The organism is Microcystis flos-aquae FACHB-1344, from assembly GCF_014698375.1.
Taxonomy (GTDB): domain Bacteria; phylum Cyanobacteriota; class Cyanobacteriia; order Cyanobacteriales; family Microcystaceae; genus Microcystis; species Microcystis aeruginosa.
In genome coordinates this window covers 20807-32071 of sequence record NZ_JACJSW010000202.1, presented here as the reverse complement: position 1 = coordinate 32071, position 11265 = coordinate 20807, and the positions used below count along the sequence as shown (strand labels likewise).

General features: G+C 42.5%; 16 protein-coding genes. 6 read left to right on the top strand and 10 right to left on the bottom strand.

Annotated elements, in window-relative coordinates:
* Nucleotides 1-70: 70 nt before the first annotated feature.
* The 6 genes from H6G48_RS20970 to ccmO form a co-directional block, all read right to left on the bottom strand.
* Nucleotides 71-394 (bottom strand): PIN domain-containing protein, encoded by a 324-nt coding sequence (locus H6G48_RS20970; protein WP_341275523.1) that lies wholly within the window; start codon nucleotides 392-394, stop codon nucleotides 71-73.
* On the bottom strand, nucleotides 394-603 hold the full coding sequence (locus H6G48_RS20965) for a DUF2281 domain-containing protein (protein ID WP_002760653.1): 210 nt from the start codon (nucleotides 601-603) through the stop codon (nucleotides 394-396). The genes H6G48_RS20970 and H6G48_RS20965 overlap by 1 nt, the downstream gene beginning before the upstream one ends.
* Nucleotides 604-749: 146 nt before the next feature.
* Nucleotides 750-1121 carry a type II toxin-antitoxin system PemK/MazF family toxin gene (locus H6G48_RS20960; protein ID WP_159294286.1) on the bottom strand — a complete coding sequence of 124 codons (372 nt, stop codon included), beginning with the start codon at nucleotides 1119-1121 and terminating at the stop codon, nucleotides 750-752.
* On the bottom strand, nucleotides 1114-1338 hold the full coding sequence (mazE, locus tag H6G48_RS20955) for a type II toxin-antitoxin system MazE family antitoxin (protein ID WP_002746763.1): 225 nt from the start codon (nucleotides 1336-1338) through the stop codon (nucleotides 1114-1116). Before mazE ends, H6G48_RS20960 begins: the two co-directional genes overlap by 8 nt.
* 260 nt (nucleotides 1339-1598) lie before the next feature.
* On the bottom strand, nucleotides 1599-2084 hold the full coding sequence (locus H6G48_RS20950; protein WP_043999199.1) for a hypothetical protein: 486 nt from the start codon (nucleotides 2082-2084) through the stop codon (nucleotides 1599-1601).
* A gap of 415 nt (nucleotides 2085-2499) precedes the next feature.
* Nucleotides 2500-3300 carry a beta-carboxysome assembly protein CcmO gene (gene ccmO, locus H6G48_RS20945; protein WP_002775137.1) on the bottom strand — a complete coding sequence of 267 codons (801 nt, stop codon included), beginning with the start codon at nucleotides 3298-3300 and terminating at the stop codon, nucleotides 2500-2502.
* Nucleotides 3301-3513: 213 nt separating this feature from the next.
* Here ccmO and H6G48_RS20940 point away from each other — a divergent pair, with 213 nt between their 5' ends.
* The 3 genes from H6G48_RS20940 to H6G48_RS20930 all read left to right on the top strand — a co-directional run bounded on the left by H6G48_RS20940 (nucleotide 3514) and on the right by H6G48_RS20930 (nucleotide 6555).
* Complete coding sequence (locus H6G48_RS20940; protein WP_190723071.1) at nucleotides 3514-4593, top strand: RuBisCO accumulation factor 1; 1080 nt, start codon at nucleotides 3514-3516, stop codon at nucleotides 4591-4593.
* Between the two features lie 295 nt (nucleotides 4594-4888).
* The gene (csaB, locus tag H6G48_RS20935; protein ID WP_190723070.1) at nucleotides 4889-5926 is read left to right on the top strand and encodes a polysaccharide pyruvyl transferase CsaB; all 1038 of its coding nucleotides are present in this window, start codon (nucleotides 4889-4891) and stop codon (nucleotides 5924-5926) included.
* 278 nt (nucleotides 5927-6204) lie between these two features.
* Nucleotides 6205-6555, top strand: coding sequence for a hypothetical protein (locus tag H6G48_RS20930; RefSeq protein WP_002760665.1), 351 nt, complete (start codon nucleotides 6205-6207; stop codon nucleotides 6553-6555).
* Here H6G48_RS20930 and H6G48_RS20925 read toward each other — a convergent pair whose 3' ends face one another.
* The 3 genes from H6G48_RS20925 to H6G48_RS20915 all read right to left on the bottom strand — a co-directional run bounded on the left by H6G48_RS20925 (nucleotide 6556) and on the right by H6G48_RS20915 (nucleotide 9010).
* Entirely contained in the window at nucleotides 6556-7125 is a 570-nt protein-coding gene (locus H6G48_RS20925; protein WP_002771111.1) for an ExbD/TolR family protein, read from the bottom strand.
* An 18-nt stretch (nucleotides 7126-7143) separates the two neighbouring features.
* A complete protein-coding gene (locus H6G48_RS20920; protein WP_002760669.1) occupies nucleotides 7144-7782 on the bottom strand; it encodes a MotA/TolQ/ExbB proton channel family protein in 639 nt (212 codons plus the stop codon).
* A gap of 322 nt (nucleotides 7783-8104) precedes the next feature.
* Complete coding sequence (locus H6G48_RS20915; protein ID WP_012264389.1) at nucleotides 8105-9010, bottom strand: metal ABC transporter permease; 906 nt, start codon at nucleotides 9008-9010, stop codon at nucleotides 8105-8107.
* Nucleotides 9011-9145: 135 nt separating this feature from the next.
* Between H6G48_RS20915 and H6G48_RS20910 the strand changes: the two genes are divergently transcribed.
* Genes H6G48_RS20910 through H6G48_RS20900 form a run of 3 tightly spaced genes read left to right on the top strand, consistent with a single transcriptional unit; the run spans nucleotide 9146 to nucleotide 10730 of the window.
* Nucleotides 9146-9664 (top strand): cofactor assembly of complex C subunit B, encoded by a 519-nt coding sequence (locus H6G48_RS20910; protein WP_002734244.1) that lies wholly within the window; start codon nucleotides 9146-9148, stop codon nucleotides 9662-9664.
* A 7-nt stretch (nucleotides 9665-9671) separates the two neighbouring features.
* Nucleotides 9672-10088, top strand: a complete 417-nt coding sequence (locus H6G48_RS20905) for an acyl-CoA thioesterase (RefSeq protein WP_002760673.1) — start codon at nucleotides 9672-9674, stop codon at nucleotides 10086-10088.
* A 3-nt stretch (nucleotides 10089-10091) separates the two neighbouring features.
* Nucleotides 10092-10730: a DUF1361 domain-containing protein gene (locus H6G48_RS20900; RefSeq protein ID WP_190723069.1), complete on the top strand. Its 639-nt coding sequence runs from the start codon at nucleotides 10092-10094 to the stop codon at nucleotides 10728-10730.
* Between the two features lie 8 nt (nucleotides 10731-10738).
* On the opposite strand, the gene H6G48_RS20895 is transcribed toward H6G48_RS20900, so the two are convergent.
* Entirely contained in the window at nucleotides 10739-11203 is a 465-nt protein-coding gene (locus H6G48_RS20895) for a DNA phosphorothioation-associated protein 4 (RefSeq protein ID WP_002760679.1), read from the bottom strand.
* Between the last annotated feature and the right edge of the window lie 62 nt (nucleotides 11204-11265).

Here is an 11265-nt window from a genome sequence, read left to right as displayed (position 1 = left end):
AAGCTTATTAAAAGAATGAGTTATGGATTTACCAATTTTCAACATCTTCGACTTAAGCTGTTTGCTTGCTTTAATTCATAACAAAAATTAACACACGAAAACCAGAAGAGCCAAAATCCAAGCGAAAGAGATCTATTATTTCTACGACTCTCTTCATTTGGTTAGCAGGAACACTGACCAGTACAACACCAGCATCAATCAAAACGTCATCCACAAATTTGATAAAAACGTCTCGTTGATTCAGCCGATTACAGATCACCCCGATAGAATGTAAAGTAAAATCAGTCATACACATATCAGAGGGCGAGAGCGTATCAAGTAGCTCCGCAACAACCTCCGCCTGTCCTTGTCCTAATAAGCGTTCTAGCCAAATATTCGTATCCAGAAGAAACACTAGCCATTTCTCCATTCAACTGCAAGATGCTGTAACTCAATTGATGTGTAATCGGTTTTAAGCATCCCTGCCCAGTCTTGACGGAGTTTACGTTTTATAGGTTGGTTAGATTTACTTAAAAGTGACTCTACAAACGTTTGTACTTCAACCTTTAACTGGGGCGATAATTGTCTCACCAGTTCTTCTAGTGATTTTGCTGATGTACTCATGTATTTTACCAATTCAACTGTTTGTAGTAGTTGATAACTGCTCTTACCACCACTCTAGCATAATGCCCACAGTTTCAATCAATGTACATGGTGCGTTCCCCAAAATCGATCGCTGGAGCAGTAGGAACCACCTTAGGGAACGCACCCTACGGCGATAGCGATTTGCTGAAACCGAGCTCAATACATACTGCTTTCTCTATTTCTTCCCAATAAACGTCTTCTAAAACACCCTGTTTATTCTTAATTCTTTGAGAATCTACAGCCCTCATTTGACTTAAGTTGATGTGTCGATCTCCGTCTAGTCCATTCTGCACTGTCGGTGTAATATTGACAACAAAAGGATAAGTCCTTTTCCCGGGCAACAATGGAGCAACTACTGTCGTTGTTCCATTTTGATTGCCAATATCGTTTTGTAAAATCAGGCAAGGACGTTCTTTATCGGTTTCATAACCAACAACGGGTTTCAGATCGATCCACCAGATCTCTCCTCGCTTATAGGTTAGTCTTCCATTAGGCATTTAGACCATCGCCCACTGCAATATCCCAGACAGAGATTTCTGCTTGCATCTCTGGATCATTGGCCTGATCTTTATAAGCGTCTTCTAGCTCTTTCATAAAAACCCTTCTCTTCTCTTGCCAGAGAACATCATTTATAAAGCTGCTACGATTGCTTGCTAGTCGATCTACAAATTCCAAAACTTCGTCGTCTAAGGTTATGCTAACTTTCTTACTCATTGCCATAAACTGTTTACGACAGCCCGGTAGGATTAGATCATCATACTAACTAATCCTACATTAATTGTCAATGCCTGCCTCTGATCTGTAAGTAGATTGAAGGCCTAACGACATCTAGGGCTGCTACCCAGTGCCTTCGACATCGCACTTTAACCCACAGTTTCAATCAATGTGCATGGTGCGTTCCCCAAAATCGATCGCTGGAGCAGTAGGAGCCACCTTAGGGAACGCACCCTACGGCTGTCTGGTGCAACGATGAGTTATGTTTTTTGTTGTTTATCCAGAAACTTAGTCATTGCTTCTGATATCGGTTGCTCGCAGATAAAATCGCCGAATTCCTGCTTAAAATCAGACCAAGATTCGGATAACAATCCTTTGCGTCTCCAATACGGATGGAACCATATCCATTGCATAGCGTATCCTGCTGGGTTATCTGTCCATTCACGGTATCGGAAACAGGTTGCTCCGATACATGGAATTCTAAAATCGCCTGTAAAAGGCCTTGCTTCTGGATGAAGCCACAAAAAAGCAACATGCTTCGGGTCATTTTCTTCGCCTTCATAACCATATTGCACAAAGTCGTATCTAAACTCTCGCCGGAAAAAACATGCTATTTTATAAACAGCTTTACGATATTGTATCGGGGATTTATATGTTATCCGAATAGGATTTAACTCTATTTTTTTCGGCGAAATTAATGGAGATATAATATTCACCGAATCTGGATTTATAGCTAAAGGCTTCATTATGCTGACTCCTTTTCAAAAAACATAACTACATATTACACGGAAAATTTCTGGATAACACTCCTCAGAGTAACGATATGGGTCAACTTTTGGCATATCACCCCATCTAGGCGCAATCGCCAGAACTTTTCTCTATATCACGTCCAAAAGCCTGTTAGCCAGATTAGTATATTGCCAAAAACCTTGCTTAACTAAATTCCTGACAATTTAGGCTAATTCTGGCGACGATTATTTGATCTGACCGCACCTCTTGACAAAAATTTATAATTATTTGATTCGTTTAATTGTCGGGGGCTTCTGTAAAGATTTTTTACTGGGAAATCCACACCCACCAACAAACTTTTTGCCCCAAACCCTAATTCAACCTTTTGCTCCTGTACTTGTAGCAGCACAGGAGCAAAGCTGAAAATAAAAATTAATAACTGTCCTCATCGGTGATAACTTCCACGGGAATCACTTCTTCTAACACTTTTTCCTGCATTTCTTGGCGACGAATTGGTATTTTGGTTTTTTCCAATTCAGGTAAAGCGACTAATTCCCGTTGTTTTTCCCGGACAGTATTGGGTAACAACATCGGTAAAGGTTCGGGGGTTTCTAACCAGTAGCTGGCCACCGGTAGAGTATGTTCTAAATCTTCCAATAAACGGGGAATAATCATCACCGCGTGCAGTTCACCGATTTTCTCTGCTTCCCGCATTCCCGCATCAATGGCCACGGCCACATTAGCGACGGAACCCCGGATAATGGCCGTACACAAACCATCCCCAATTGTTTCGTAGGAAGCTAACTGCACATCGGCCGATTTTAACATGGCATCGGCTGCCCCCACCATAGCGGGAAAACCCCTGGTTTCCAAGAGACCGATCGACATATTGCTCAGTTTGCTGAAACCCCGTTGACTTTGGGCAATTTCGGCTAAACGGCTACCAATGGGGAAAATTACCTCTAAATTGGGCATCGGTCGGGGAATAACCGATTTAGATACCAATTGTCCGAACTGTGCGGCGGTTTTTGCCCCTTCTTCCACTGCTAACCGCACATCGGCAATATTACCACGCACGATCGCCGTACAGTGACCACCGCCAATTTTTTCGTAACCCACGAGGGTAACTTCTGCCGATTTTAGCATCATATCCGCCGTCCCGACGATCGCCGGAAAGCTGAGGGTAGAGACTAAACCCAAGGCACTATCTTTGGGGTGACGCTTGGTTTTCATCGTCCTTTGACCGGGGTTAGTTGTGGACGAGGGGGGAATGCTTCCATTAACTCTTAATCTAGACATTGAAGATAAACTTGCCCTAACAGGTACGAAGGGGGTGATTGTCAGCTATCCTGTTACTATCTAGTCTATCCTGTTAACCTTAATTGCTATTGAAGATTTTTGAGGGATTAGATAAATTTTAGTTATTGTAGCTTGATCAAGTTGTCTATGACAGAACAGCCTCGCAGTACAGATGATCGAATCAGCGAAACGGAAGCGACCGAATTAATGCGCTCGCTGCTTCATAAGGAAGGAAATTGGGTGAATTGGGGGCAAAAATGTCAAAAACTGCAAAAAGCTGGCTACGATTCCCAGTTAATCTTTGAACAAACCGGTTTTCAAAATGCCCAACAAAATTTAATTATTGTCGCTGCCCAAGTTTTTGAGAGTTTAATCAAAGCGGGGGCAGATGAAGATTTGTTAAGTTACTACATTGGGCCGCGCAGTGATGTGCTATACGAATTACGGATTCTCAACCAAGAACAAAGATTGGGGGCAGCGAAATTAGCGGCAGAAAAAAGGATTGAGGTGGCTGAAGCACACGATATCGCCAAGGCTATCCAAGATTTTTCCCGTTTATCCCAGATTCCCAGTGAATTTACCCGTCATCCTGGAGATGCGATCGCTTATCAGTGTTGGAAACGGGGCAAACAAAAGCGGGATTTAGCCGAAAGAGCGAAATTAATCGCTAAAGGGTTGAAATTTGCCCATTCTGACTCGGCCAGACAGGCGATCGAGTCTTTACTACAAGATTTTACCGTTACTCCCTCCCGTAGCGCACCGTTGCTACCCGTCCATCGTTTACAGGATGAGGACGAATTAGCCAGAATTATCCCTTTAGTAGGAAGATTTCCGGTGACGGTAACTGATATAAAACACACAGAAAGTTTGAGCGTCGAGGAACCTTTTCGACTGGTAACGGTGGGGGATAAACAAACAGTCGTGCCTCTCCCCGGTTGGCAAGCAATTCTCAAAGCGATCGATCCTGTAGCGATTTTATGGCCTAGCGATCAATTACCTCGATCGATTGCCACCAGGTCTGAGGAAGTGTTATTAGTGATCGATCGAGTTTTGGCCGAATGGGATGTGAACAATTATTATCTAGTGGAGAGGGATAATTCCGTCTCTTTACAATGGTTTGATAGTTCCCCTGATGTCACCATCTTAGGTCAATTGGTCTTGATTTTAAGAGCCAAAAATATCCTCGATGAAAAAAACATCACCGAACCCTGGCAAATGGACGACTAAATCAGTGATCAGTGATCAGTAACCAGTGATCAGGTTTAAGCTATTAGTTATGAGTGGGAATAAGAAAATAGATAAACTGATCACTGAATCGAATAAAACTGGTCACTGCTAACTTGTAGCTGACGGCATAACTTAAGAAACTAAGGGACATTTTTCAAGGAAAAAGTAACAAAGCGGACAAAGGAGACAGGAGACAGGGGACAAATTTCCCATACTTTTGCCTTTTGCCTTTTGACTCTTGCCTTTTTCTGGCTGACAACTGACAACTGATAACTGATAACTGATAACTGAATATATGCGTGCAGTAATTTGTGGATATTATGGGAGAGGAAACGGAGGAGATGAGGCATTATTAGTGTCTCTATTGCAGATGTTGCCCTCAGCAATTAAACCTATTGTTTTGTCAAATAATCCCAGAGAAACCAGTCAACGTTATGGAGTGGAAACCTGTCCTAGTAGGGATTGGTGGCAAGTTTTTCAAACTATGAAAAAAGCGGATATATTTATCTGGGGTGGCGGCAGTTTAATGCAGGATGTCACCAGTTTTGCCAGTCCAATTTATTACGGTGGTTTAATGGCTCTTGCTCAATTATTGGGCTTAAAAACTATTGCTTGGGGGCAGGGAATTGGCCCATTAAATAGACCTTTTACCCGTTGGTTAACCAAAAAAGTTTTACAAAAATGTAGTTTAGTTAGTGTGCGCGATGATACTTCGGCTCATTTAGTCGCCAATTGGGGTATTCATCCCATTGTTGCCCCCGATCCAGTATGGGCTTTAGACGCTCAATCAGTCAAGGGATTATCGGATTTACCCGCCCCAAGAATCGCCGTCAATTTACGTCCCCATCCCCTATTAACCCCGGCAAAATTAGATAAATTAACCCAAGCTTTAATTGATTTACAAATCAGTACGGGGGCGTTTATTCTCTTAGTCCCTTTTCAAAAGTCGCGGGATTTGCCCCTTTGTGAAGCTGTAGCCTGTCAATTAAGGGAAAATCATCAAATCGTTAGTTTAGAAGATCCAAGACAGTTAAAAGGCTTATTTCGTGGGGTAGAAATGGTGATCGGAATGCGCTTTCATAGTTTAATTATGGCCGCAGCAGAAGATTGTCGTTGTTTTGCCCTGAGTTATGATCCGAAAGTGTCGCGATTAATTGCCGAAGTACCGATGCCGGGTTGGGAATTAGAGCAGTTACCAGAGGCAGTTAATGATATTAGTACCACTTGGATTGATTTTTATGCCAATGGAGAGGGATTAACCAGCGATCGCAAACATTTTTTAATTGATCGAGCTTTAATTCATCGAGAAATTTTATCTAGATTGGTGAGCTAATTTTTATGTCGAGTGCGATTACCGATGCCAGGGCTATTTCATTCTAAAAAGTCTCAAAATATGCTTAAGTCCATAAACATTGTGGCATAGGTTTTGATCAAGGGGAAAGGAGGCACTCGGCACATCCCCATCCCGCTTCGGTCTCGTGTGGGGACTTCCCGTGCCATATTTTCGTTAAGGGCAGTAAAGGGATCGTTAAATCAATCAGAAATTGTTATAGCCCATTTCCTCCAGAGCCTAGCATAGAGGGGAAACCTCCTTTATCCCTAGGTAATTGCATGAATGGACTACAACAACAGATTATCAGTCTTGAGCAGAAAGTCGAGCGTCTACAGGATATTGTCGAAAGCCTCAGCCAGCAAATTGCTATCCTAGCTGGAGATAAATCGAGTCATTCCCGGCGAGAATCCCTGGAAATGGTCGGTTTTTCCGAGTTATCCGATAATAGCCTCTACGATCATAAAGATATTCTCCGGGATCACGGTGGCAAACAAGCCCCAGCTGTCAATGGCGATAATTCTTTTGCCGATGAAATCCAAATTCGCCGATTAACGGCACAATTGACGGCGGCCTACAATCGCATTGCCGCCCTCGAAGAACAATTACTCAGCTATCGCATCCATTCCTAGTTAATTTCTGCCCAGAGGATTGGGTAAACTGGGCAAGGTGGGATTAGTCGGCAAATTGGGCAAAGGATTGCTATTTTCCAGGGTGGGATTATTAGCCTCCCCCGATAGAGTCGCTAAAGCCACACGATCACCGCCTACCTGTCGCAGTAGGTCTAAAACCCCAACCACTTCGTTATAACTGGCATTTCTGGAGGCATTCAGTACCATCAGTCCATTGGGACTATATTGATGATAATTCTTGATCGCCTCGAACAACTGGGCGCGAGTCACCATTTGTTTTTCGACGTAGAGTTGTCCGAAATCATCGAGACTAACCACCAACATTTCCCGCATCGGGGTGGTGGCGGTACTAGCTTTCGGTAAATCGAGACTGATAGCCTGTTGGCGAGATAATCCCACTGCACCGAGAATAAAGAAAGTGAGAATACAGAAAATTACATCGATCAAGGGAATGATATTAACCTGCACATCCTCTTGAATGCGGTGTTGATCATGCCATAATTTGAGCGGACGAGCCGTAATATGGCTACTTTTTGGCTTTTTGTGGTTAAGAGATTTAGTTTCGGCCATGCTTGATAAGGGAGAGATTTAGCGATCGAGAGGTTTTTCTAGGTTAGCACTGAGGGCGTATTGTTGGTCTTCTTGGTGTAACCAGCGTTGGCGGTAGATAATTTCTAAATCACTGCCGGCCTTGCGAAAAATTCGGGCTTGATTGAACCAGAGTCCCTGAAAAACACGATAGAAAGCGAGGCTAAAAATAGCGACAATTAGGCCGGTAGCGGTGGAAATTAAAGCTTCACTAATACCTAAAGTTACTCCCGCCGTCGAGGAAGTTCCCAGGTCACTTAATTGAATATTGGCCAAAGAGGTAATTAAACCGAGTACCGTCCCTAATAATCCTAACAGGGGAGAAAGGGCAATGACTGCCTCAAGGATTTTATCGCCCCGTTTCATTAGGGATAATTGTTCATCGGCAGCCGATTCGAGGGCAAAGTGAAAAACCTCTGGATCTGGATTTTCTAAACGCAGGGGAGCATAAAGATAGCTACCAATGGGGTGATTGCGGGAATCTCCGGCGACTTTTGCCGCCAAATCCCAGTTACGGATGGCGGATTCCATAATGCGATTTAAAATCTGGCCCTCACTGAGGAGAGTACGACTCCAAAACCAAATTCGTTCGATAATAGTGCTAAGAGCTAAAATAGACAGAAAAAGCAGCGGCCACATGGCCACTCCGCCTTTTTGGATTAAATCAGTTATACTCACGAGTTGTTTTGTTCCTCCAATACCGGGCGATTCGGGCTTGATTATTTAGTTTAAGATTTAAGTCGATCGATTGACATTTATACTTTTTATACCATTTTTCAAAAATCGTGCCATACTTAAGGCGTTTCTCCTAAAGATGAAGTATAACCTGATAGGGCATCCTCTACTGTCTCGGAGTCTCGACTAGGAAATTAATTCTGCACGACTACTGATAGCCGTTATCAGTTTTTTAGCCGTCGGCTTTTTTTGATCACTTGCCAAAAACCCCACCTTCTGCTGCAAACTAACGTCGTCTCAACAAATTTTTCATCTCTCCCCAGATAGAAAGTTGACCACCTAGACTAGAGGGATGGGTGAAAATTCCCTGACGGGGACTGAATAAAAAGGCCAACATAAATAGGCTAAAAGCGACAAGCACGATCGCAGGTCCAGAGGGTAAATTCCAGTAATAACTTAAATACATCCCACTGATACTAGAAATAATACCCACACCCACACCCACACCCATGACTTGATGGAGACGGGTAACTAAAAGATAAGCAGTGGCCGCGGGGGTAATCAAAAGGGACAAAACGAGGATTACTCCCACCGCTTGGAGACTAGCAACGATTGTCAGACCGATCAGGAGCATTAAGCCTAAATCTAATAAATTTACTGGTAAACCCGCCGCTTGCGCCCCGATTTTGTCGAAAGTGTAGAATAATAGTTCTTTATACAGGAGCAAAACGGTTAACAAAACGATAACGGCAATAATTAGGGTATCGCGAATGTCGGCAGCAGTAACACCGAGAATATTGCCGAAGAGAAAGTGATTAAGGTCAATTTTGTTGTTTTTTTGGATGAGAGTGATCAGGGTGATACCAAGGGCAAAAAAAGCCGAGAAAACGATACCCATGGCCGCATCTTCTTTGATTGGGGAACGATTACGGATTAAGTTAATCAGTAGAGTACTGACCATTGAGGCTAGTAAAGCACCCAGTAGCAGATTAAAATTACCAATAAAAGCGATCGCTAATCCGGGTAAGACCGAGTGACTGATGGCATCGCCCAAGAGGGCTAAACGTTGTACCATCAGGTAGGTTCCCACCACCGCACAAATGATCCCGACGATGATAGCTTCAATTAGGGATCTCTGCATGAAACTATACTGTAAGGGTTCGATTAATCCTGTTAATAGATTGTTGCCCATGAATCTGCCTTGGGGTTAAATTTTTCTGATTCTCGATCGAGGTTTTGCTCCTAGGGTCTATCTTCTAAATCGGGGGAGAAGATAGGTTAGGATAATTAGGATTAATTGTAAGTTTTTTCGCTCCTAACTGCCGCCATGGATACCCCCGTTCTTTCCTCAACTTTTTTTCTGACTCTCCTGCTCATGGTGGGATTATTCTTTTTTATTCGCGGTTCCGTCAAAGAGCGTATCGAACAGCGTGTCTATCTTACCAGTACCAGTGACGACCAACTATTAGAACAACTGCGAGATTATTTTGACCGACGTTCCTATCAAGTCAAGGCGATCGAACCCGAACAGAATATTGTCAGATTACAGGGTTTTGTGCCTCCTAGCCCCTTTCTAGCGATATTTTTGACAATTTTAGCGGCCTTGGGTTTATTTTGCTTCTCACTGGTGTTATCGGTGTTATTTCCCGATACTAATCCCTATATTTTTGCTCTTGTGGGTTTATCTCCCCTCGCGGGTGTTTTCTATTGGCAAAAAGTCGGCCGTTTAGAGGAAGTGGCTTTTAAAGTAGAAAGCAAATCTCAGCAAACGGAATTAACTGTCAAAGCCCATCGAGACGAGTTAAGACAACTACAAGATAGTTTAACCTTTCTAGAAAGACAATAAGCTTTTTATGTCCTATGAACGCCTAATTTATCTGGCCGATACCGATGCTGCCGGTGTGGTTTACTTTGCCCATCTTCTCTCGATCTGTCATGAAGCCTACGAGTTTTCTTTAGCACAATTTGGCATCAATATTAAGGATTTTTTGAAAGATTCTCCGGTTGCCCTACCGATTACTCAAGCGGAAATCCAGTTTTTTCGTCCCCTTTTTTGTGGCGATCAAATACAGATTGATTTCACTGCCCGATCCCTGAGCGAAAACGAGTTTCAATTGCAGTATAAAATTTATTTGGCTGAAATCATGGTCGCAAAAGCGAAAACTCGCCATGTGTGCATCGCTCCCACCGCTAGAAAAAGAATCCCTTTACCGGAATCTTTAAAACATTGGTTAGGATATTTATCAACCCTAGAGGAGACTGGTATTTAAGGGATGATTTGGGCAGATTTAACGATAATTTTAACTAGGGATTGGTGGCACAATGCTTGGCAATTATTTAACCTTAGCACCAGGAGGATTATCTGGAATTCTTTTCTGGCCTTTATCCCCTTTATCCTCAGCTTTTGGCTATTTCGGATCGCCCTCGATCGTTCCCTACTCTGGTGGTTAATTCTCTTAGTTTTCCTGCTTTTTTTACCCAATGCTCCCTATATTCTCACCGATAGCATTCATTTAATCGCCTATCTTCAGCAGGATTACGCCAAAAGTTTAATTTTTTTAGTTTTAATCCCCCAGTATAGCTTCTTTATTTTTATTGGCTTTCAGCTATACGTTCTCTCCTTACTTAATTTAAAAAGTTATTGTCAGCAAAGTCAGCTAAATTCAGCGGTTTTACCCCTAGAAATAACTCTCCATTTTTTAAGTGCGATCGGTATCTATCTAGGGCGTTTTCTTCGACTGAATAGTTGGTATCTAGTCACTCAACCGCAGCAACTATTCTGGAGTTTGCAGAATTTACTGACTAAAAAACCTTTGATATTTATCTCTGTCTGTTTTTTAATTATTTGGCTACTATACGAGATCAATAAAAGGCTTTACAATCGATTTTTTGCTTCCTACGAGAATAACTAGAATTTATACTACAAAAATCTCCCTAAATCGAATTCGGTTGTGGCAGTAATTTCTCGAAAACGTTCTTGACTGATAATTAACAATAATCTTTCAGTATAATCCACCGCACCCCGCAATTCTCGTTCTAATCTTGCTAAACCGGCGTTGGCATATTCCTCGAAAATTGTCACTCGCAAAGCTTCCGAATCTACCCCGTGGGGAGAAAGAATTTTCGTGTCTTGGAATTCATTGACTGCCAATAATTTGATTAGGGTATCGTAGCCACGAGAAATAAAAATTTCCAGGTTGATAGGTGAGGGTTCCTTCGCTACATTTTCTATCGCCACCCTCTCTTGATATTTTACCCCCAAAGCCGCCGCAAAAGCGATGACATCAGCATAGGTTTGAAAGGGTCCAATTCCCTGATTAAAATTAACTAAGGACTGGACAAATTCCCCTTTATCTCTAGCAATACGCACTCGATGAATGGACATATTTATCAAGTAAAAAGTAAAAAAGGTGACAAAATTCAGGAGATAGGAATTAGTAGTATTTA